The sequence below is a fragment of the Rhodococcus sp. NPDC004095 genome, assembly GCF_053604015.1.
On sequence record NZ_JBSGGS010000004.1, the window covers coordinates 223,004 to 244,420 of the forward strand.

Annotated in this window: 21 protein-coding genes and 2 pseudogenes; 9 read left to right on the top strand and 14 right to left on the bottom strand. The window is 70.0% G+C overall.

The window, feature by feature from the left end:
• Window positions 1-5: 5 nt before the first annotated feature.
• From mftF to ACWEPG_RS09310, 3 genes and pseudogenes are all read right to left on the bottom strand, one after another.
• Window positions 6-1,400, bottom strand: a complete 1,395-nt coding sequence (gene mftF, locus ACWEPG_RS09300; protein WP_450114562.1) for a mycofactocin biosynthesis glycosyltransferase MftF — start codon at window positions 1,398-1,400, stop codon at window positions 6-8.
• A 25-nt stretch (window positions 1,401-1,425) separates the two neighbouring features.
• Window positions 1,426-2,127, bottom strand: a complete 702-nt coding sequence (gene mftE, locus ACWEPG_RS09305; RefSeq protein ID WP_450114563.1) for a mycofactocin biosynthesis peptidyl-dipeptidase MftE — start codon at window positions 2,125-2,127, stop codon at window positions 1,426-1,428.
• A gap of 386 nt (window positions 2,128-2,513) precedes the next feature.
• Window positions 2,514-2,663, bottom strand: a pseudogene (locus ACWEPG_RS09310) (NAD(P)H-quinone oxidoreductase); the annotation flags it as partial.
• A 189-nt stretch (window positions 2,664-2,852) separates the two neighbouring features.
• On the opposite strand from ACWEPG_RS09310, the pseudogene ACWEPG_RS09315 reads away from it, so the two are divergent.
• The 4 genes and pseudogenes from ACWEPG_RS09315 to ACWEPG_RS09330 all read left to right on the top strand — a co-directional run.
• A pseudogene (locus tag ACWEPG_RS09315) lies at window positions 2,853-3,874 on the top strand (DUF222 domain-containing protein); the annotation flags it as partial.
• Between the two features lie 108 nt (window positions 3,875-3,982).
• A complete protein-coding gene (locus ACWEPG_RS09320; protein WP_452594365.1) occupies window positions 3,983-4,414 on the top strand; it encodes an HNH endonuclease in 432 nt (143 codons plus the stop codon).
• A gap of 503 nt (window positions 4,415-4,917) precedes the next feature.
• Window positions 4,918-5,505 carry a hypothetical protein gene (locus ACWEPG_RS09325; protein ID WP_450114499.1) on the top strand — a complete coding sequence of 196 codons (588 nt, stop codon included), beginning with the start codon at window positions 4,918-4,920 and terminating at the stop codon, window positions 5,503-5,505.
• Window positions 5,506-5,548: 43 nt separating this feature from the next.
• Window positions 5,549-6,115 carry a hypothetical protein gene (locus ACWEPG_RS09330; protein WP_450114498.1) on the top strand — a complete coding sequence of 189 codons (567 nt, stop codon included), beginning with the start codon at window positions 5,549-5,551 and terminating at the stop codon, window positions 6,113-6,115.
• Window positions 6,116-6,147: 32 nt separating this feature from the next.
• Here the strand turns inward: ACWEPG_RS09330 and ACWEPG_RS09335 are convergent, their stop codons facing one another.
• The 6 genes from ACWEPG_RS09335 to mftA all read right to left on the bottom strand — a co-directional run bounded on the left by ACWEPG_RS09335 (window position 6,148) and on the right by mftA (window position 13,031).
• Window positions 6,148-8,097 (bottom strand): mycofactocin system FadH/OYE family oxidoreductase 2, encoded by a 1,950-nt coding sequence (locus ACWEPG_RS09335; protein ID WP_450114497.1) that lies wholly within the window; start codon window positions 8,095-8,097, stop codon window positions 6,148-6,150.
• Window positions 8,094-10,076: a mycofactocin system FadH/OYE family oxidoreductase 1 gene (locus tag ACWEPG_RS09340; protein WP_452594366.1), complete on the bottom strand. Its 1,983-nt coding sequence runs from the start codon at window positions 10,074-10,076 to the stop codon at window positions 8,094-8,096. The genes ACWEPG_RS09335 and ACWEPG_RS09340 overlap by 4 nt, the downstream gene beginning before the upstream one ends.
• Window positions 10,077-10,078: 2 nt before the next feature.
• Complete coding sequence (gene mftD, locus ACWEPG_RS09345; protein ID WP_450114496.1) at window positions 10,079-11,257, bottom strand: pre-mycofactocin synthase MftD; 1,179 nt, start codon at window positions 11,255-11,257, stop codon at window positions 10,079-10,081.
• A gap of 34 nt (window positions 11,258-11,291) precedes the next feature.
• The gene (gene mftC, locus ACWEPG_RS09350) at window positions 11,292-12,569 is read right to left on the bottom strand and encodes a mycofactocin radical SAM maturase (RefSeq protein WP_452594304.1); all 1,278 of its coding nucleotides are present in this window, start codon (window positions 12,567-12,569) and stop codon (window positions 11,292-11,294) included.
• An 82-nt stretch (window positions 12,570-12,651) separates the two neighbouring features.
• A complete protein-coding gene (gene mftB, locus ACWEPG_RS09355; RefSeq protein ID WP_450114494.1) occupies window positions 12,652-12,948 on the bottom strand; it encodes a mycofactocin biosynthesis chaperone MftB in 297 nt (98 codons plus the stop codon).
• Entirely contained in the window at window positions 12,933-13,031 is a 99-nt protein-coding gene (gene mftA, locus ACWEPG_RS09360) for a mycofactocin precursor MftA (RefSeq protein WP_450114493.1), read from the bottom strand. Before mftA ends, mftB begins: the two co-directional genes overlap by 16 nt.
• A 106-nt stretch (window positions 13,032-13,137) precedes the next feature.
• Here mftA and mftR point away from each other — a divergent pair, with 106 nt between their 5' ends.
• The 3 genes from mftR (at window position 13,138) to ACWEPG_RS09375 (ending at window position 15,772) form a co-directional block, all read left to right on the top strand.
• Window positions 13,138-13,794 carry a mycofactocin system transcriptional regulator gene (gene mftR / locus ACWEPG_RS09365; RefSeq protein ID WP_450114492.1) on the top strand — a complete coding sequence of 219 codons (657 nt, stop codon included), beginning with the start codon at window positions 13,138-13,140 and terminating at the stop codon, window positions 13,792-13,794.
• 52 nt (window positions 13,795-13,846) lie between these two features.
• Window positions 13,847-14,524, top strand: a complete 678-nt coding sequence (mftR2, locus tag ACWEPG_RS09370) for a mycofactocin system transcriptional regulator MftR2 (protein ID WP_450114491.1) — start codon at window positions 13,847-13,849, stop codon at window positions 14,522-14,524.
• A 192-nt stretch (window positions 14,525-14,716) separates the two neighbouring features.
• Window positions 14,717-15,772 carry a 2Fe-2S iron-sulfur cluster-binding protein gene (locus ACWEPG_RS09375; RefSeq protein ID WP_450114490.1) on the top strand — a complete coding sequence of 352 codons (1,056 nt, stop codon included), beginning with the start codon at window positions 14,717-14,719 and terminating at the stop codon, window positions 15,770-15,772.
• Here the strand turns inward: ACWEPG_RS09375 and ACWEPG_RS09380 are convergent.
• The gene (locus tag ACWEPG_RS09380; protein WP_450114489.1) at window positions 15,744-16,490 is read right to left on the bottom strand and encodes a DNA alkylation repair protein; all 747 of its coding nucleotides are present in this window, start codon (window positions 16,488-16,490) and stop codon (window positions 15,744-15,746) included. The genes ACWEPG_RS09375 and ACWEPG_RS09380 overlap by 29 nt on opposite strands.
• Before the next feature lie 122 nt (window positions 16,491-16,612).
• Here ACWEPG_RS09380 and ACWEPG_RS09385 point away from each other — a divergent pair, with 122 nt between their 5' ends.
• Together ACWEPG_RS09385 and ACWEPG_RS09390 are read left to right on the top strand one after the other, a co-directional pair.
• A complete protein-coding gene (locus tag ACWEPG_RS09385; RefSeq protein ID WP_450114488.1) occupies window positions 16,613-16,984 on the top strand; it encodes an SPW repeat protein in 372 nt (123 codons plus the stop codon).
• A 48-nt stretch (window positions 16,985-17,032) separates the two neighbouring features.
• Window positions 17,033-17,638 (top strand): TetR/AcrR family transcriptional regulator, encoded by a 606-nt coding sequence (locus tag ACWEPG_RS09390; protein ID WP_450114487.1) that lies wholly within the window; start codon window positions 17,033-17,035, stop codon window positions 17,636-17,638.
• On the opposite strand, the gene ACWEPG_RS09395 is transcribed toward ACWEPG_RS09390, so the two are convergent.
• The 4 genes from ACWEPG_RS09395 to ACWEPG_RS09410 all read right to left on the bottom strand — a co-directional run bounded on the left by ACWEPG_RS09395 (window position 17,615) and on the right by ACWEPG_RS09410 (window position 21,351).
• Entirely contained in the window at window positions 17,615-18,439 is an 825-nt protein-coding gene (locus ACWEPG_RS09395; RefSeq protein WP_450114486.1) for a glutamate racemase, read from the bottom strand. The genes ACWEPG_RS09390 and ACWEPG_RS09395 overlap by 24 nt on opposite strands.
• Before the next feature lie 62 nt (window positions 18,440-18,501).
• Window positions 18,502-19,605 carry a thiolase C-terminal domain-containing protein gene (locus ACWEPG_RS09400; RefSeq protein ID WP_452594305.1) on the bottom strand — a complete coding sequence of 368 codons (1,104 nt, stop codon included), beginning with the start codon at window positions 19,603-19,605 and terminating at the stop codon, window positions 18,502-18,504.
• Window positions 19,606-19,660: 55 nt separating this feature from the next.
• Entirely contained in the window at window positions 19,661-20,101 is a 441-nt protein-coding gene (locus ACWEPG_RS09405; RefSeq protein ID WP_450114484.1) for a Zn-ribbon domain-containing OB-fold protein, read from the bottom strand.
• Window positions 20,102-20,148: 47 nt separating this feature from the next.
• Complete coding sequence (locus tag ACWEPG_RS09410) at window positions 20,149-21,351, bottom strand: NAD(P)/FAD-dependent oxidoreductase (RefSeq protein ID WP_450114483.1); 1,203 nt, start codon at window positions 21,349-21,351, stop codon at window positions 20,149-20,151.
• Window positions 21,352-21,417 lie beyond the last annotated feature (66 nt).

Below are 21,417 nucleotides of genomic sequence, written 5' to 3' on the forward strand. Positions count from 1 at the left end.
CGGTGTCACCGGGTCAGGCGTGGAGTCAGGGCGGCGAGGCTGCGGTGCGTGATCGCTCCCCGCCACAGGCCCGCCCCGTAGGCGAGGTCGTCGAGCCGCTTGTAGACGACGTGCCGCACCGGACCGAGCCCGCCCGGTTCACGGTGGGTCCACCAGTCCGCCACGCCCTCGGCCACCGCGATCGCAACCACCGCCCTGCGCACACGCCGTGAGCAGATCGCGGCGAGCACCGTCACCGGCCAGTAGTGCCGGCACACCGCGGACGCGAGTTGCCAGGCCCCGCCGGCCATGCCCTGAATCGCGAGAACGGTGGCGATCCGAGTCGGCTGGTCGAGTTCACCGAACGTACGGCGCAGCCGACGCACCGTCACCACCTGGGTGGCGAGGGCCCCGACCACCCCGATGCGGGTTCCGGTGGCGGCGAGCAGCCAGGCGGCGAGCGTCCACCACGACATGGCCAGGGGCGGCACCAGCCCGCGATGCCGGGACGCCAGCGGCGCCGCACCCGTTCCGTAGAACATCTTGCGGCCGAACCATTTCCGGAACGACACCCGATGGTCGTGCGCGACGTGCGAGATGGGCTCGTACCGCAACCGCCAGCCCGCCTCGTGCAGCCGCCAGCACAGGTCGACGTCCTCGGCGACATGCATGGCCTCGTCGAAGCCACCGCACTCGTCGAGAGCCCGGCGCCGCACCAGCATCGCCGCACTCGGCACGTACGACACCGCACTGCCCGCCCGCACCGGCGCCTCCTTGCGACCGAGGTCCAGCGAGGACCGGGCGTGCTCGTATCGGGCGAGCGCTCCCCCGTTCGGTTCGAGGGCGACGATCCGTGGCGCGACCATCGCGACGGCGGGGTCGCTGAAGTGCCCGAGCATCGCATCGAGCCAGCCGGTCCGCGGCACGACGTCCGAATCGAGGAACGCGACGAACTCGGTTGTCGCGGCCTCCATCCCGGTGTTGCGAGCGGCGGCAGGTCCACGCGATTCCGGGTGCCGGAGCACCCGGACCTCGCCGCGGCCCCGGACGGGAGGCGGGGTGATCGGCTCGGCCGACCCGTCGTCGACGACGATGACGGTCAGGCCGTGCAGCGCCGGGAGCAGCCGGTTGAGCCCGACCATGTTGTCCTTGACCGGGACGACGACGGTGACGTCGTGACTGGGCGGCGAGCTCATCGGGCGCGGGTTCGCCACACCGGAGTCGAGCAGGTGCCGGGCGACCGCAGCGGACTGCTGGTCGACCACCTTCAGGTAGCCGTCCCCGATCATCGCGGCGGCGGTCGGCGCGAGTTTGAGCATCCGGGTCGGCGATCCCCCGATCAGAACTCGTCCGTCGGAGAAGGCGCGCACCGTCGGATCGAGTCGCACCCCGAATCCGTCGGGCAGTCGAGCTTGACGCATCAGGCGATCGTATTCGGATCTGGCCTCACCGCAACATCCCGCGGACATCCGGCTGCCACCGACTCACCGCCGCGGTCGCGAGCTCGCACATCCGGTCGAACAGTCGGGCCCCCTCCTCCGCGTCGGCGGCGGTCGGGTCGCCGAGCACCCCGTTCGCGCTGACCGCCGCGACACCCCCGGCCCGGAGGTCGGGCATCAGTTCCGCGATGGGCCGCAGATCGCCTGCCTCGATCCTGTCCGTGCGCACCACTTCCGGCGAAAGGTGCAGCAACAGCGCTGTTTCGGTGTGCCCGGCATGGGCGTCGGCGCTCGGTACGGCACACGGCAGCCAGGCCACGTCCCGGCCCTCGTACCGCAGAAGGGCCACTGCGTCCGCGAGGGCGGGCGCGTTCCCTCCGTGCCCGTTGACGAACAGCAGGCGAGGGGTCCAGCGACACGCCGAACGGCCGTACTCGACGACCAGATTCCGCAACGCCTCACTACCGAGGGACACGGTTCCGGCGAATCCCTCGTGCTCTCCGCTGGCGCCGTACGCGATCGCGGGCGCGAGGTCGAATCCCGGCAGCGCCGCGGCCACCGCGGTCGCGATGCGCGTGTCGGTGTCGAGAGGCAGGTGTGGGCCGTGCTGCTCGAGCGACCCGACAGGCACCGCGATGGACGGCGGACGAGCGGCGACATCCTGCCACGTTGCCACGGCGAGGGAGGTGGACGGAGGGACGGCAGTCATGCCCGAAATCGTAGAACCTGCCTCCATCGACACCGGCACGGCAGCGGGCCCGGCAACCAACCCGAATCCGGGCACCCAAAGGTTCCTGTGCATGTGCTGTCAACCCCGCAATCGTTCGAACACCCGGTGCTGTGATCTCGGTACGGGTCGGCGAGGGAGGCGTCGGCCGTCACCGTTTCACGCGTGACTACTCGACGAATCCGAAGTTGATGCGGCGCGGTTCGTTGGAATCAGGCGGCGGGAGAGCCTGGCTTACTTACAGCACGCTGGGACCCGTCGGTTCGAACACGACGCCGCTCCACATGCAGGGAAGCCAGATTCGCGTCGACATGCCGCGGCTCTATCGGTAAGTCGCAGAACAGTTGTGGCGCAACCTCACGACCGTCACCCCGCTTGGCGATCAGCTTGCCCAGGTTGAGTTCCCCGACCGCGTCGCCCCGCATGCCGATAAGACAGAACTGTCCGTCCTTGGCGAGCGCGTCGACGTTGCGGTCCAGGTACTTGGCGCCCATGTCGTCGAGGATCAGGTCGGCGCCGCGCTGCGGGGTTCCTTGAACAGATATGCCGCGGCGAGAGGGACGCCCGCCCAACGATCCCAAGGACGCCCGACGCCCACGAACACCACGTCACCCCCAACCGCCCTCGCTTCACGGAAAGCCTGGTGCGGAGTGCCGCTTTCCACTATCGTTAGAACATCAGTTCGAATCACGGGGGGTGACGAGCAGATGGACGAACACCTGACAGCACTCGCCGCCGCCATCGACGGCCTGCTCACCGACCCGCTGACCGGACTCACCGACAGTGAGGTCATCGACACGCTGCAGCGGATTGAAGTGACGCTGCGGAAGGCCTCCGCGGTCGGACACCGGCTGATCGTCGAGACGGTGGAGCGGTCGATCCCTGGAAACCTGCACTGCCGATCCGTGAGCGAATTCCTCACCCAAACCCTGCGTATCTCCGGCGCCGACGCCGCCCGACGAGTCAAGGGCGCGAACAAGGTCGGCACCTGGCACACAATCGGCGGCGACCCGATGGATGCGGTTCTGCCGGTCACCGCGCACGCCGTGCGGGAGGGTGCCGTCGGCCCGGATCATGTCGCAGCGATCGCGAAAACCATGCGCAAGGTCCCCCACGGCACAGGCGCCGACGAGATCGCCGTGGCGGAAAAGATCCTGGCCGACGCCGCCCGAACCATGCCACCCGAAGACGTCACGAAGGTCGGAATCCACCTGCTCGCGCACCTGAACCCGGACGGCGACGTCCCGACGAGAAGGACCGTAAGCGCCGCCGCGGCCTGCGCATCGGGAAGCAGGGCGCCGATCTCATGACACCGATCTCGGGATTACTGAATCCGGAAACGAAGGCGTTGCTCGATCCGGTCCTCGCGAAACTCGCCCGCCCCGGCATGAACAACCCCGACGACCCCGAATCACCCTGCGGCGACATCGAATCCGACACCCTCGACCGCACCGCGCTGGCGAACGCCGCCGCCCGCGACACCCGCACCGCCGTCCAACGCAACCACGACGCACTGAAAGTCGCGCTACGGCACCTGCTCTCGTCCGGGGTGTTGGGTAGTCATCGCGGACTGCCCGTCACCGCGATCCTCACGATGTCCGTGCGGCAGGTCGAAGAAGCATCCGGGGTGGCCACCACCGCCACCGGCGGCCTGGTCCCGATCCGTGATGCGCTCCGAATGGCCGAGAAGGCACATCCGGTGCTCGCGCTCTTCGATCACAACGGCCGGCCGCTGCACCTCGGTCGGTCGAAGCGTTTGGCATCGGCTGATCAGCGGTTGGCGTTGATCGCCGCCTCGCGCGGCTGCACGAGACCGGACTGCGACGCACCAGCCTCGATGACCGCCGTGCATCACCTGACCGAATGGAACAAGGGCGGACGCACCGACATCGACGCTCTCGATCTCGCGTGCGATCACTGCCACGCCCTCGTCCACGACGGCGCCGGCGGCTGGCAGACCCGCACCGCGGCGGCAACCCGCGACCGCACCGGCGACGCCGGCAGGACCGCCATCACCGGCCACGCGATGACAGAACCCGCCCACCGAACCACAAGTGCAGCCACCAGCAATGCCGGCCGTACCGAGTGGATCCCACCACCGCACATCGACCCCACCCGCACACCGCGGGTCAATCAACGCCACCACCTCGACGACATCCTCGCTGCAGCGCTGGCGCACCACCGCGCCCGCCGCGACGCAGAACTGCGTGAGCATCGACGGCGCTGGGCACATGGGATCGATGAGGCGGGCGACGGCGACGTGCCGTAGCCACAGTGGACGCAACCACCCGCACACCGATACCGGTGAACGCCGAGCCCGACACCCACGAGCCCGACCACATCGGTATCAGTCGTGTCGTCGCCTCGACGGCATCCGCGCCGCGGCGTTGACGCACCACCACGCCCGCCGCGACGCAGAACAGCGCCAGCATCAGCGGCGACGGGAACGAGACGGGGATGGGAAAAGGAGGGACAGGTGCTGGCGATATCCCATGACCACAGCGGACGCGACCACCCCGGACACACTCCCACCGATGCCGGCGGACCCCGGGCGCGACGCCCCACGGGTCGGCCACCTCGGCCTCGGTTATTCCGTGGTCAACCCAGGTGACGAAGGTCCAGCTCATTCCATCCAAAAGTCGGATCTGCCAACCCGGTTCATCGTCTGGCCGACCGGCACCCGCCGCCTGCAGAGGAACTGGCCATTAACGGGGATCACACGTCCGGGATTGCTACTGTCGGTCTCACCCCGGTCGACCCCGAGGAGGACCGATGACTCTGGACCGAATGCCGCTCAAGGGATTTGGCGTGGTCAACCTCGAGCTGATGCTGCTTCGCCGAATGGACGACCACCAACCGTCGCTGGTCGACGCGGCCCTGAAGACCCTCGGCAAGAGCGGGACCGATGCCCGAGCCGCCCACGCCCAGTGGCAGCGCGGCCTCCGCAGCAACTTCCCCGACGGCATCGGCCGATACCGGCTGGCCCTCGGCCGACCCGACACGACCAGCGAGCGCCCCACTTCCCTCGGCACGACCCTGGCCGTCGAATGCTGGGACACGCCGCTGTGGCCGGGCCTGCAGTTCCAGGTCACCTTCGGTCCCGGAGGCGAGGTGATCGACGAGCGACTGGCCCGCGCCGCCGACGCCGAAGCGCCGGCGATCACCGGCCTCGCCGACCTGCGCCCGTGGATGGTGACCATCGACGATGTCGAGCGCGCCGCCGCACCCGTGCGCTTCCGGATGTCCGCCGGTCAGGTGCCCAGCCACGCCACCGCCGAGTTCACCGTGGCGGACGGCACCGCATGCGAGGCGCAGTTCAGTTGGGGTCTGCTGCAGCGAGGCTCGGCCACGCCGCGGTGACCGGTTACGGCACGTCGATGACCAGCAGCGCGAGAATGGGCCCATGGCCGAGAACGCGGAGACCGTCACCACGGTGATCATGCTCATCCGGCACGCCGAACGCCCACCCGAGAGCGGACCTCCGTACGGCGTCGACGACGACGGCTACCGTTGCGACGAGTCACTGACCGAGGCCGGCTGGCGCCGCGCCACCGCGCTGGCCGGGCTGTTCGCGCCGAACCACGGCGAACCGGCGGGCCCGCTCGCCCGGCCGCGCGCGCTGTTCGCCTCCACCCCGAGCCGCAAGGGCGGCAGCAGACGCTCACTACAAACCCTGACGCCACTCGCCGCCCGCCTCGGTCTCGACGTCGACACCGAGCACCGCCGCGCCGACGTCAAGGCACTGGCCAAGAGACTTCGCCGCACCCCGGGACCGGTACTGGTGTCGTGGCAACGCGAGTACCTTCCCGACATCGTCGCCGCACTCGGCGACGTCGACGCCGACATTCCCGACCCGTGGCCGGAGGACCGCTACGACCTGGTGTGGGTGCTCACCCGCACCGACGACGCCTGGACGTTCACGCAGGCGCCGCAGCTCCTGCTGCCCGGCGACCTCGAAACCGGCATCTGACACCTGCCCGCGGTTCCCGAACGGCGCGGCGGTCACAGGGAGGTGGCGACACGATGCCCCTCGGTCACCGCCGAGTTCGCACGCCGGGGCGACAGCGCATCGCCGATTCGGTGTATTTCGAATGCACTGCCGGACAGTTCCTTCCACAATCCGTCCACAGACCGTTGATGCACCGAGCAGACGACGGCATCGAACTCGCGCTCCTGGACTGCCCCCGTGGGATGGTGCAGTAGGTGTACCAGCACAGCGGATCCCGTGTCGGTGACCGCTGTCGGCACCACATCGGTCCATTCGGTGATGCCGGACGCGTGTGCGCGCCGCTGCCAGCCCTCCATGTCGAGGGTGAGCCCCAGGTCCTGTCCGACGACCATCGCGGGGGTCGCGATCGTGACCGCAGCGCCCTTGGCGGCGAGAGTCTCCGCGACGGAGGTGCCCTGATGAAATCCCAACTCGTCGAACACCAGAACCCGCCCCATCGGAAAGGCGTCCCCCTCGAGGACGTCGCGCACGTCGACCACGCGGACGCTGTCGCCCGCCCACGCCGGACGCGACGGCCGCGCCCCGGTCGCGACGATCACCGCGTCGGGCCGCAGCCGGCGTACGAGGTCCGCGTCGACGTCGACACCCGTGTGCACCGAGACGCCGGACCGCCTGCACTCACGCTCGAGATTAGCGGCCAACTCCCCGAACTCACCGCGGCCCGCGGCCAGGGCGGCGGTGCACACCTGACCCCCGAGCTGCTCGGACCGTTCGTACAGGGTCACCGTGTGACCCCGCTGCGCGGCGGTCGCCGCGGCCTGCAGTCCGGCCGGGCCCCCGCCGACGACGACGACATCCCGGCCGCGCCGTCGCGGCATCGGGAGCGGCACCGATTCCCGCCCCGCGGACGGATTTTCGACGCACCCGAGCCACCGGTTCAGTCCGACCCGCCCTATGCACTCCTGGTTGCAGCCCAGGCAGGTGCGGATGTCGTCGGCGTGACCGGCGGCGGCCTTGGCGGCGAAGTCGGGGTCCGCGATCTGCCCGCGGACCACCCCGACCAGATCGCAGTGCCCCTCGGCGAGTGCCTCTTCCGCCTGTCCGGGTCCGGTGAACCGCCCGACGCCGACCACCGGGAGGAACACCGCCTCGCGAATCGCGTTGGGAATGAACAGTGCGTAGCCCCGGGGCACGGCCATCGAGCCCTCGATCAGGTGCAGTGTCTCGGTGGCCATCCCGATCGAGGTGTTGAGGTAGTCGACGTGGCCGGTCGCCTCGATCATGCGGGCGACCGCGACCGCCTCGTCGAGGTGGATCCCGTTGGAGATCGACTCCTCTCCGGTCAGGCGGACCCCCAGCACCAGGTCGGGCCCGAGCGCGGACCGCACGGCGGCGATCACCTCGAGCAGCAGCCTGGCCCGACCGGCGAGGGCCCCGCCGTAGTCGTCGGTGCGCCGGTTCGCCTGTGGGGACAGGAATGCCCGCAGGATCGACGACTGCGACGCCTGGATCTCGACCCCGTCGAATCCCCCCGCCCGGCAGTGCGTTGCCACGCGCGCGAAGCTCGCGACGAGTTCTGCGATGTCGGCGGCGTCCACGGCCCGCGGCACCTCCCGGAACAGCGCATCGGGGATCGGGCTCGGCGCCCACAGCGGCCGACGGGAGTACATGCCGGAACCCTGGCCGCCGTTGTGGTTGAGCTGCGCGAGGATCACCGAGCCGTGCGCATGTACCGCGTCGGTGATTCTCCGGTACCCCGGCACCACCTCGGGCCGGTGGCCGTGGATCACCTTTTCGTACGGCCAGTCCGTCGGGTGGACGCAGTGTTCCTCGGTGATGATCAGCCCCGCACCGCCCTGCGCACGGGCCGCGTAGTAGGCGGCGTGCTGCTCGGTGGGCAGTCCGTCGACGGCGGCGTTCGTCAGGTGCGCGGTGAACACGACACGGTTCCGCACCGTCCGAGGCCCGATCGTGAGCGGCGACAGCAGCGTCGGATACGTCACGGCGCCCACCGAGCGACGAGATCAAGGGCCGCTGCCCGCCCCTCGCGGACGGCCTCGGCGACGGTGCGGGGCGCCACGCAGTCTCCGGCGGCCACCCACCCGGCACCCGGCGTCCCGCCGCCCGCCACGCGCGACTCGGCGCTCCGCACCAGCGCATCGTCCGGGAGTCGGTGACCGCAGTCGACCACGGCGACGGCAGCGATCGTCGTCCGCTCCCCCGTGTGTGCGTGTTCGAGTTCGACCCGGCCACCGTCGATCCCGACGATCCGGGAGCGCAGGTGCCGGTGGACGCCGGCACGGTGGAGACGTCCGTTGGCTTCGGCGAGGTCGCCGGTGCGCCCCAACTCGGTACCCACCACCGGATCCGGAGTCACCACGCCGACCCTCCCGCCCCGTGCCGCCAGCAGTTCGGCCACCGCCACTCCGACCGGTCCGCCGATCGGGTCCCAGACCAGGACTCCGTCCGTGACATCGGGGATCGGCCGCGTCCCCTCCAGCACGTCGGGGGCGGTGCAGATGGGCACGCTCCCGTTCCCGGGGACCGGCCACGGCGCGGCGACACTGCCGGTCGCGAGTACGACCGCACCCGCGGCCGCGATCTCCGGCGCATCCACTTCCCGACCCACGTCGAAACGGACGCCGAGGCGCCTGCACTCGTCGGCGAGCCAGTCCGTCAACGCCGACAGTCGTTCCCGGTCGCCCACCGCGATGCGCGCGACCATGCCACCCAGCCGGGATTCACGCTCGGCGAGCCGGACCCGATGTCCGGCGGCGGCGAGGACCCGCGCCGCCTCGAGGCCCGCCGGACCCCCACCGACCACCAGCACGTCCCGCGGCGCGACGATGGCCGCCACCCCCGGCCGAAGGACACCTTCGTCCGGTCCAGCAGCGTGAAGGTGCACTTCGGCCGGGTTCGGGTTGCCGACACAGGTGACGACCGGATTGCGCGGATCGCACACCAGGCAGGTCTGGTTGCACAGCACACACGGGCGGGGTGTGCGACCGGCGCGCACCGTGGAGACGAGATCCGGGTCGGCGATCTGCGCACGGGTCATCTCGACCAGGTCGGCGACGCCGTCGTCGAGAGCGCGCTGCGCGGCCGGGGCGTCGATCACGCTGCCCTGCAGGACGACCGGCACCGCAGTGACCTCGCGGATGCGGCGCGCCAGTTCCACGTTGAACATCGGCGGGGTGTGCATGTCCGGCCGGTAGCGGGTGGCGGTTGTCGGCCCACCCCGGACCACGGTGATCAGGTCGATCGAATCTGCCAGTGCGTGAACGTGTTCGGCCGCGGCGTCGGGGGTGATGCCGCCCCATGGCGCGAGTTCGTCGCAGCTGAGTCGCAGGGCGAGGATCCGGTCCGGGCCGAGCACCGCGCGGACGGCGGCGAGCGCCTCACGCAGCAGTCGAGCACGGTCGGTGCCGTATGCGTCGGCGCGGAGGTTGGTCAGCGGGGACAGGAACTGGCGCAGCAGTGCGGTCGGTCCCGCATCGAGCTCGACGCCGTCCAGGTCGGCGGCCACCGCGAGCGCGGCGGCGTCGGCGAAACCCGTCACGACCGAGTCGATCTCACGACTGCTCATCTCCGCGGGCAGCTCCCGGGTCACGACGTCCGCGACCGGAGACGGTCCCCACAGCACCGACTGCGAGTACGCGCTCGATCCCTGCATCCCACGGTGCCCGAGGCCGGCGAGCACGAGCGTCCCGTAGGGGCGGCACGCCGCCACGACCTCGCGCCATCCCGGCAGGCACTCGGATGCCAGCGGTGCCCGCTCGTACGGCCAGTCGTCGGGGACCACCGAGGCGCACTCGGTGACGATCACCCCGCAGCCCCCTCGAGCGCGGGCCGCGTAGTAGTCGGTGTGCCGGGCCGAGAACGACCTGCCGACAGCGAGATTCGTCTCGTGAGACCCGAAGACCACCCGGGACGGGGCGGTGCGCCCGGCCAGGGTGGTCTTCGAGGTCAGCAGGTCGTGCAGGATCAGATCCCGAGGTCGCGGCGGAATCCGTCGGGGATGACCAGATCGGCCGGGGACAGGTCCGCGATGTTCGAGTGCCCCAGGCCGAGAACGGCGGAGTCGACGCCGCCGCGCAGGATGTCGAGAACATTCTCGACGCCGGCCTGACCGTTGGCGGCCAGGCCCCACAGGTACGCGCGGCCGATCATGACGGCGCGGGCGCCGAGGGCGAGAGCCTTGACGACGTCGGAGCCGCGGCGGATGCCGCCGTCGAGGACGACCTCGAGCTGCTCGCCGACGGCCTCGGCGATCGCGGGCAGCGCCCGGATCGGGGCGGGGGTGCCGTCGAGGTTGTTGCCGCCGTGGTTGGAGACGGAGATGGCGGTGCAGCCTGCGTCGACGGCGCGCTTGGCGTCGTCGACCCGCATGACGCCCTTGAGCATGAAGGGGCCGTCCCACTGCTCACGCAGCCATGCGACGTCCTCCCAGGTGGGCAGCGGGGTGCCCATCCACTGGCCGTACGCACCGAAGAACGTCGGCGCAGGGCCACCATCGGCGGGGGCGAGGTTCGGGGTGGTCAGGTCGGGGATCGCGCCCGAACGGACGAACTGCGAGAGCCATTTCGGGTGCAGCAGGCCCTGCAGGGCGTTCGCCTTCATGGCGGCGAAGTCCATCTTCTCCGGGATCGCCGGGGAGCCCCAGTCGCGGCCCATCGAGAACGACCAGTCGAGTGTCATGATCAGCCCGGTCGCGCCCGCCTTCTTCGCGCGTTCCATCCGGTGCAGCAGCTCGTCGCGGGTGCCGACCCAGTACATCTGGAAGAAGGTCTGCGGGTTCGCCGCCACTACCTCCTCCACGGACTTGCTCGCGAACGAGCTCAGTCCCATCGCGATGCCGCGGGCGGCGGCCGCGCGGGCGACGGCGACCTCACCGTCGGGGTGCACAGCCTGCACACCGGTCGGGGAGATCATCACCGGGAAGGACAGCGGCTGTCCCATCACGGTGGTGGCGAGCTCACGCTTGTCCGACAGCCCCGCAACGTGCGGCGCGAACCCGAGCTCGGCGAACGCGTCGATGTTGTCGGAGGTGGTCACGCCCTTCTCGGAGCCGGCGACCAGCGCCATGTACACCGGCTTCGGCAGTTGCTTCTTCGCCCGGCGCTGCGCCTCGGCAACGGTCTCGAACCACGCATTCTTTGCCATTGAAATCCTCTATTCACACCCGCTGTGCGGGTAGTCAGTTCAAGCCCGCGAGGGGGTTTTCGTCACAGATCTTGGCCGGCGGCCGCGTCAGCAGGGTCAGCGGCACCGGCGCGGCCGGGGTGCGACGCTCGGCGCGCTTGCCGGTCCGCGAGTGGTCCTGGCTGGACTGGGGGACGCTCCGGTCACCCTCCAGCGCGGACTGCCCATAGCCCTGCACGCATTCGGGATCCGGGCCGTCCATCGGCAGGCCGGTGAAGAACTTCGCGGCCATGCAGCCGCCGCGGCACGAATCGAAGAAGTTGCACGAGGTGCACGCCCCCGCGGTCTGCGGGGAGCGCAGCTCCTCGAACAGGTCCGAGTGCTGCCACACCTGCTGAAAGCCGCCGTCCGCCACGATGTTTCCGGCGAGGAACTGATCGTGGATCGCGAACGGGCACGCGTAGACGTCGCCGATCGGGTCGATCAGGCACACCACCCGTCCCGCACCGCACAGGTTCAGCCCGGGCAGCGCGCCGGCGCCGTCGGCACCGCCGAACGCGGACAGGTGGAAGAACGAATCACCGGTCAGCACGCCCTCACCGTTGGCGACCAACCAGTCGTAGAGCTCGCGCTGCTGCTCGTGCGTCGGGTGCAGGTCGTCCCAGACGTCCACGGCGCGCCCGGACGGGCGCAGCCGGGTGATGCGCAGCGTCGCACCGTACTTGTCGGCGAGGGCCTTGAACTCGTCGAGCTGGCTCACGTTCTGGCGGGTGACGACGACGGAGATCTTCGCGTCCTTGAACCCGGCCTCGGCCAGGTTCTCCAGTGCCCGCACCGCCATCGCGAACGAGCCGGGGCCGCGGACCGCGTCGTTGACCTCCGCGGTCGCGCCGTCGAGGGAGATCTGCACGTCGACGTAGTCGGAGGCGGCCAGGCGCGCGGCGACCTTCTTGTCTATCTTCACGCCGTTGGTGGAGAACTTGACGCCCACCTGGTGCTCGGTGGCGTAGTCGACGAGTTCCCAGAAGTCGGAGCGGACCGTCGGTTCGCCGCCGCCGATGTTGACGTAGAAGACCTGCATCTTCTGCAGCTCGTCGATGATCGCCTTGCACTGCTCGGTCGACAGCTCACGCGGGTCGCGCTTGCCTGACGAGGACAGGCAGTGCACGCACGACAGGTTGCACGCGTACGTCAGCTCCCAGGTCAGGCAGATCGGGGCGTCGAGGCCGAGCTCGAACTGGTCGACGAGACGACCGACAGCGGGAGGCGTCGACGTCGGGGCGAGCGCTGCGGGGGGCGTCACCGTGGTGGGTGGTTCCAGAACCGATGTCATGGGCGGTGTCCTCGTCAGACGAAAGAAGTGTGGGGTGTGCGGGCGTCGCGATGTCGCGCACGGGCCCGCACTGTGGGGAGGGTCAGGCCGCTGAGCTCGCGGCCGCCGGCACGATCATCTTCGACTCGGCCAGGGTGGCCAGGGCGCGTGCGTAGATGTCGATGCGGGAGTCCTCGACACCCGCCGCCCGGATCGCGCTGCGGGCGTCGGGGTGGTCGGTCAACGACTTGACGATGCCGACGATGGTCACGTTCTTCAGGAACGACAGCTTCCTGGTGCCGAAGTGGTAGAGCAACGCCCCGAAAGGTTCGGGGCGAAGCGCCACCTGCGGGTGCAGCATCCACCCGGAGTCGAGATCCACGATCAGTACACGCCGCACATGCCGTCGATCGAGACCTCTTCCACGAGGGACTCCTGAACGAGCTCGGTCTCGTTGACTGCGGACTCGCGAGTATCGGACATCGACTTGCCTCCTGTGTCAGGGTTGTTCCGGTCCAGCACTTGTTCGCTGTGACTCGGCTCACCACAATAATGGCATCGAGTGCAGAATGAAAGACCGGAGGAGAAATTGACGCGCACCCGCAGGTCAGGGACGGGTCGGCTCGGTCGCAAGCCGTCGACCACCCAGGACCGCATCAGCAACATCGCACTCGCACTGTTCGCCGAGCACGGCTACGAAGAGACCAGCGTCGACCAGATCGCGGAGGCCGCGGGCATCGCACGGCGCACGTTCTTCCGCTACTTCCCGTCCAAGAACGCGGTGCCGTGGGGCAACTTCGACACCCACCTGTCGGACATGCGCGACCACCTCGCGACGCTCCCCGGCGACATCCCACTCGCCGAGGGCCTGACGCGAGCGCTGCTCGAGTTCAACAACTTCCCGGCCGACGTGGCGCCGATGCACCGCAAGCGGATGGAGGTCATCCTCAACGCGCCCGCCCTGCAGGCGTACTCGATGGTCATGTACACAGGCTGGCGGGAGGTGATCGCCGAGTACGTGGCCGCCCGCACCGGACTTCGGACGACCGACCACCTGCCCCGCACCGTCGGCTGGATGGTCCTCGGGGTCGCGCTTGCCGCCTACGAGCAGTGGCTCACCGACGAGAGCCTCGAACTGACCGACCTGCTGCGATCGGGCACCGCCACCCTCGCCGACGGCCTCGCCGCACTGCCGATCCACACCCAATTCACCCGACCTGGTCCTATCCCTGCCGAATCGACCTAGACTTGGGTTCGGGATCGACACCATTCGCCCGCCGAGCGTCATGAGGCACACGATGACGGACAAGTCCGTGATCTTGGGTCGGCCGTCCGGCCGCAATGCCGGCACCGATTCGCGGACATCAGGCTCGACACACGGCAACCTGTCCGAGCAGGAGATCGTGGAGGCGGCCCTGCGCGTGATCCACCAGGACGGGCTCGAAAAGCTCTCCATGCGCCGGCTGTCCCGCGAGCTCGGGGTCTCGGCGATGGCGCCCTACTACTACGTGTCCGACAAGGACGAGCTGCTCGACCTGGTTGCCTCGGCCGCGCTCGACGGCATCGCAGCTCCCGACCCGGGTCCGGACTGGACCGAGCGACTGCGGGCACTGATCGACCAGATCGACGAGCGCCTGTCCACGTACCCCGGCCTGGGCGAGGTGCTGCTCGAGCAGATGCTGCGGTCGCAGCGTCACCTGGTCGCGCTGGTGATGGAGATCCTGTACGACGCAGGCTTCACCGACCGCAACGTCTTCTGCGCGTACGCGACCATCCACACGTACCTCTACGGCCGCAGCGGGGTGTCGACGCAGGACCCCAAGATCCCGGATCGGGCAGGCCTGCCCGAGGTCGTCGCCCGCGCGACCACGAACCTCGATCAGCTCCACGGCCGGGACATCTACCGGTTCGGCGTCTCCACCCTGATCTCCGGACTTCAGGTTCAGCTCGAACGCCAACACCGGACATCGGCCTGATCCGAGGCATCCCGTCCAGCGGGATCACCAGGGTGTCCCGGTTATCGGGAACCGAGGGGCGCGATTTACGATCCAGCTGCTTCGATGGTGTCTGCTAGCCTTAAAACTAGAACACGTTCCAGAATGTGTCCCCGCCGAAGTACCCTGTACATGCACCCTGCACCCCGCAGAGCCCCGAGAGGATCGACCACGATGACCACAGTTGACATGCCGCACAGCTCCAGGTCGGTTGTGCTCACCGTGTCGGGCGTCGTGGAAGAGACGTCGGACGCGCGCTCGCTGGTGTTCGCGGTCCCGGAGGAGCTGCGCAGCCGGTTCGAGTACAAGCCCGGCCAGTTCCTCACGCTGCGCATCCCCAGCGACCGGACCGGCTCCGTCGCGCGCTGCTACTCGCTGGCGAGCTCGCCCTTCGTCGACGGGGACCCGAAGGTCACCGTGAAGCGGACGGTCGACGGCTACGGCTCCAACTGGCTGTGCGACAACGTCAAGGTCGGCGACACCATCGAGGTGCTGCCCCCGACAGGCGTCTTCACCCCGAAGTCGCTCGACCACGACTTCCTGCTCTGGGGCGCGGGCAGCGGCATCACCCCGGTGATCTCGATCCTCAAGTCGGCGCTGAGCCAGGGCAGCGGCAAGGTCGTCCTGATCTACGCCAACCGGGACGAGTCCTCGGTCATCTTCCGCGACGAACTGCGCGACCTCGCCGCCCAGTACCCGACCCGGCTGACCGTGGTGCACTGGCTCGAGTCGCTGCAGGGGCTGCCGACGCCGGACCAGTTCGCCACCCTCGCCGCACCGTTCGGCGGGTTCGAATCGTTCATGTGCGGGCCCGGCCCGTTCATGGACACCGTGCACAAGGCCCTCGCCGAGGCCGGGGTGCCGCGCAACCAGGTCCACGCCGAGGTGTTCAACTCGCTGGCCGGCGACCCGTTCCAGGACGTCGAACTCGAGGAGATCACCGAGGAGGAGGCCGCCGACGCGGCGACCGTCTCCGTCACCCTCGACGGCGAGACCCACGAGATGAGCTGGCCTCGCAAGCAGACCCTCGTCGACATCATGCTGGCCAAGGGACTGGACGTGCCCTACTCCTGCCAGGAGGGCGAGTGCGGCTCCTGCGCCTGCACCGTGCTCAAGGGCGAGGTCGAGATGGAGCACAGCGACATCCTCGACCCCGAGGACATCGCCGCCGGCTACATCCTCGGCTGCCAGGCCCGCCCGGTCACCGACCGGCTCGAGATCGAGTTCTGATCGCCCGGTAACGGGCCCGGTCGGCGCCGTCGAGGTGCTCGGTGGCGTACGCCAGCGCGGTGGCGCCCATCTCGGCGGCATTGGCGTCCAGAAAGTCCGTCAGCAGTCCCCGGCCGACCCGCTTGCCGACCTCACGCAGCATCCAGCCCAGCGCCTTCTGCGTGAGGTCGCGGCGGTCGCCGAGCAGCCGCGGCGCCAGCTCGAGCGTCGTGGACGCGTCGCCCCGCCGGATGAACCCGAACGTGGTCAGCAGCGCCACCCGCCGCCGCCACAGGTCCTCGTCCGCGCCGAGCTCGAACACCAGGTCGCGCGGGCGGTCGTACAACCATCCGCCGAGGATCCGCTCCGCGGAGGCGTCGACGAGATCCCAGTTGTTCACGCGGCCCCTGAGTACCGCATCCAGGTAGAAGTCCGCGATCCGCTCACGCTGTCCGTCGTCGCGGGCGCGCACCGCACTCGCCCGTTCGAACCGGCCGGTGGCGATCAGCAGGCCGGCCAACCGGTGCTCGTGTACCGGACTGTCGAGCAGCGCGTTCACCTCTGACAGCGGGAGGTCTGCGAACCTCTTCACCACCGCCCTGGTCGCGGGCACGCGCACCCCGAGAAACACGTCGCCCTCGCCGTACTCCCCCGGCCCGGTCTTGAAGAACCGCCGCGACTGTGCGGCCTGGTCTGCATCGGCGACCTCGGCCAGAGCTCGCATCACGTCCTCGTGCATGTCCGAAGACCCTACGGTGTTCACCTGCGCAGACACTCTTGATCGGCCGGTCAATCAGGTCTATACCTACAGATGTGCGGTAACTCCGACATACGCGACAACTCCGGCAGAGGAGGCTGGAAATGAACGCAGCTATGACTCGATGGCAGGACTGGGCCGCCGTGGTGATCGGCGCCGTGGTCGCGCTCTCACCGATCTGGGTCGACACGAACAGCGCCGCCCGGTGGTCGATGATCGTCCTCGGTGTCCTCGTCGCCGTCGCCGGCCTCGTCAACATGATGGCCCCCACCAACGAGATGGTCGTCTGGGCGATGGGCGTGCTCGGCGTCCTGATGTTCATCGCACCGTGGGTCACCGGGTACGCCGACATGACGGGCGCCGCGTGGACCTCCTGGGTCGGCGGGGTCCTCACCGTGCTGACCGCCGTCGCAGCACTCCCCGAAGGGTCCCGCATGCACATCGGTCACGGCGGCGGCTTGGCGCCGCATCACTGACCACGACAGCCGAACCGGGGAGGTCCACGAGCCTCCCCGGCGGAGGAGGTGTTCGAATTGTCCGGCCCGCGCCGAACGGCGCGCGTGGACGGTGACACCCGGAAGCGGATCCTCGATGCCGCCGAAGAACTCATCGCCGCACGGGGCTTCGACGCCACCCCGACCGCCGCGATCGCGGTCCGGGCCGGCGTCCCGAAAGGCCTGATCTTCTACTACTTCCCCACCAAGGAATCGATTCTCACCACACTGATCTCCGAGCGCCTGCCCACGGACCCGATCGACGACGTGACCGGCCTGGCGGTGACAGGTGAACCGGCGGCCGCACTCGTCAACCTCGACACCGCGCTCAACCTGCGCGACCGGCGCACGATCCGCGAGATCGTCTGGAGGGAGGCGGGCACCCACCCCGCCGTACGCGACCATCTCCGGGCGCTGCGCGCCTACCTGCAGGACATCACCGTCGAGGTGCTTCGGTTGAGTGCACCGCTCACCGCACCCGCCCGCGTCCTGGATTCCTGCGCGACGGCGTGGGTGGCCGCGATGTTCTCGTCCAACCACATCGACCGGTTCCGCGGACAGGGCGAGCGCGCCGAGGACCTGCGCGCCGTGGCCCGGGTCCTCACCGCCGGCTTAGGTGCGCTGTCGACTCCGTGACCGGTTCCGGTCCAGGTCGGTGCCACGAGGACTCACCGGCGCCGGAGGCGCGAGCAGCTCCCGACCGGCCAGGTACGAGTGCGCACTCACGGGCAATTGGCCGGGCCGCCCGCTGAGCAGCACCGACACGGCGCCGCCGCCGCCGATGTCGCGTCCGAGGCCGTCGATACGGCGCAACGTCTGCGCGGCGACCGCCGGGGCGCTGTCGAACAGCGTGACCCCGTCCGGCAGCCGGGCGGTGATCTCGTCGGCGACCAGCGGATAGTGCGTGCACCCGAGGACCACCGCGTCACAGGCGGCCGGGGTGTTCGCCACGGCCGCGTCGATGGCGGCGGAGATCCGGTCGGGGTCTCCCGCGTCGATCGCGTCGGCCAGACCGTGGCAGGCGACCCCGACGACGTCGCTGCCGTTCGCGAACCGGGCGATCAGGCCGGCCTGGTAGCTGCTCGCCGTCGTCGCGGCGGTCGCCCAGATTGCCACCGACCGCGAGGCCGCCGCTGCGGGCTTGATCGCCGGAACGGTCCCGATCACCGGGACAGACGCCCCCAAGTGGGCGCGCACCTCGTCCAGTGCGGTGACGCTCGCGGTATTGCAGGGCAGCACCACGACCTGGGCACCCAGATCGATCGCACGGTCCGCGGCGGCGAGCACCCGGTCGATCACCCACTGCGACGGCTTCGGACCCCACGGCGCCCCGTCGGGATCCAACGAGAGCAGCAGGTCCAGCTCGGGCCGAAGCCGACGCAGCCACGCAGACGTGGGGAGCAGCCCCAGCCCGGAATCGATCAGCGCGACGGTCACCGAACCAACGTAGTCCCGATCTCGGCGAGGGTGTCATCCAGACCCTCCTCGCCGCGCCCGCGTCACCGCCGGAGCAGGAGACATCCCGCCGCGGTGAGCCCCCCGAGCCCGACCACCGCGACAGTCGGAGTCCCGGGGACCTGGGCGGCCCCCGCGTCGCCGCGCAACTGGGTGACGGCCTCGACGACGAGATCGAGGTCGGGACGCCGTCCCACCCCGAGATGGCCACCGTGCGGATTCACCGGAAACACCCCGTCCCGGGCGATCGCGGCACCGGTGGCGACGAAACCTCCCGCCGCGCCCTGGTCACAGCAGCCGAGCGCTTCGAGCCACGACAGCACCGGGAACGAGAATTCGTCCCCGAGCAGGAGAAGGTCCACGTCAGCGAGGGTGGCACGGGTCCCCGACCACAGCTCCTCACCGGCGCGGGCCGCCACCCCGGCCGAGCGGGTGGCGGTCTGCTCCGGAAGTGGGCTGGCCGCGTAGGCGGCGCCGACCCCGCCCACCGCGATCGGCGCCGACGCCCACTCCTCCGCCGACCCGGCTTGATCGGACCCGGTCAGCACCACTGCCGCCGCGCCCCCGACCGAGCGGGCCCGGTCGTGCACGCACAGCGGGTCCGCGAGCATCGGAGCGGTCAGGTAGTCACGCAGCCGCAGTCCGCCGCCGGAGTTGGCGGACGCGACGAGCGCGACCTGCGCCAGCTCGGTGCGGGTCAGCCCGTACCGCTCGATGTAGGCGCGGGCCGCGAGCGCGACCCCGACCAGGGCGCCGTCCGCACCGTACGGCGCGTGCCAGCTCGCCCACCCCGCGACGGGCGCCCCGGGTCCGAACCATTCCGCCCTCGCCAGCCGGGTGGGCTCGGCGGCGGACGCCTCGACGCAGACGAGGTTCCGGATGCGCCCCGCGGTCACCGCCTCGACCGCCTGCACCAGCGAGGCCCCGACCGAGAATCGATCGGATTCCTGTGCACGCCAAGACAGTTCGATGTCCAGCACGTCGGCGACCTCGGCCGCGTCAGGGCCGGACGTGAACAGCCCCGCGATGTCGGATCCGGGCATCCCGGCGTCGGAGAGAGCGGAGCGGACCGCCGTGACAGCCGCGGCGAGCACCCCGGGCCGTCCCACCCGCGCACGCCCGACGCCGGTCACGGCGACCCCGGTCACCACGTTCCCCGCCTCGACGCATCCCTCACGACGGTGCACCTCACGACGACGCACCTCATGACACGGCCTCGATGCGGTCCTCGAACAGGTCCGCTTCCTCGATCTCGGCGAGCGGCAACCAGATCCGGTCGTCGAGCTGCTCGAAAACCAGGTGCACCGGGGCGTCGACCCGCAGCGCATCGGGGCCCGCACCGATCACGCCGAGGACCAGCCGCACCCCCTCCACCAGATCGACGACACCGACCAGGTAGGGCGGGGTGGGCGCGGGCCGGACCGGCTCGACGACCCGCGCCCACGAGACCAGCACGCCCTTTCCCGCAACCGGCTCGAACAGCAGGTCGGTGCCCCAGCAGTGCCGGCAACTGGGCGCGGGCGGGAAGGACCAACGGCGGCAGCGCAGGCAGCGTTGCACCGACAGGCGTCCGGACGCACCCGAGGTCCAGTGCGTCGCGGTCAGCTCCGTCAGCTCCGGCAGGGCACGCCGACCGTGCACCATGGATTCACGGTAGCCGTCCGAGCCCCTCCGGTCGGGTGAATGCCGGATCAGACGGCGGCGGCCTCGAGCACCTCCGCGATCGGCACCCGGCCCGAGATCTTGGCCCGCATCTTCATCACCGCACCGGGCAGTCCACCGCCGACGACCGCGACCAGTTGGCCATCCCGCTCGTAGTACGCGAGGAACTTGCGGCCGTCATCGCGGACGATGTGCACGGTGTCGGTTCCCGACGGCTCGCCGAGGGCCTGGATCTTGATGTTGTACTGGTCGCTCCAGAAGTACGGCACCTGCGGCGCAGCCTCCGGCGCGGCACCGGTCACCAGCGTGTGGGCCAGCACTTTCGCCTGCTCACCGACGTTGTTCCAGTGCTCGACCCGACGCTGATCTCCTTCCGGCTGCCGCCACGAGGCGACGTCACCGACGACCCACACGTTCGGGTCGCTGGTACGTCCGGTCTCATCGGCGAGAACACCGCCCCCGGCAGCGCGGTCGGCGAGCTCGACCCCGGAGTCGTCGAGCCAACCGGTGACCGGGTTCGAGCCGATCCCGACCACCACCACGTCCGCGGCCACCTCGGTACCGTCCCCCAGCACCGCGCCGGTCACCCGTGAGTCCCCGTGCAGCGACTCCAGTCCGACCCCGGTGCGCACGTCCACACCCTCATCGGTGTGCAGCCGGGCCACCAGGGCACCGACCTGCTCCCCGAGCACCGACGCCAGCGGGGTCGGCTGCGGTTCGACCAGCACGACGTCGAGTCCCCGGGCGCGCATGCTGGCGGCGACCTCACAACCGATGAAGCCGGCGCCGACGACGAGACCGGTGCGACCGGCGACCAGATCGGCCCGCAGGGCCCGCGAGTCGTCCAGCGTCCGCAGCACATGGACGCCGTCCAGCTCCGGGAGGCCGGGAATGCGACGCGGCGTCAGCCCCGTCGCGATCACCAGGTGGTCGTAGTCGAGCGATGTGCCATCCTCGAACGACACCGACCGCGCGGCAGGATTCACCGACCGCGCGCGTGCGCCGAGCCGCAGTTCGACGTTCAGCTCGTCGTAGTACTCGGCGGGCTTGAGGGTGACGTCGTCGTTCTCCCCCCGAACCACGTCCTTGGACAGCGGCGGGCGGTCGTACGGCAGGTGCGCCTCCTCCCCGACCAGGGTGATGTCACCGGTGTGACCGGCCCTGCGCAGCTCTTCCGCAGTCCGCAGACCTGCCAGTCCGGCCCCGACGATCACGATTCGTCCGACACCCATGTGCGACCTCACCCTTCAACACGTTGTCCGTGGCCGTCTCCGGCCGTCCACCAGTCATACCAAACA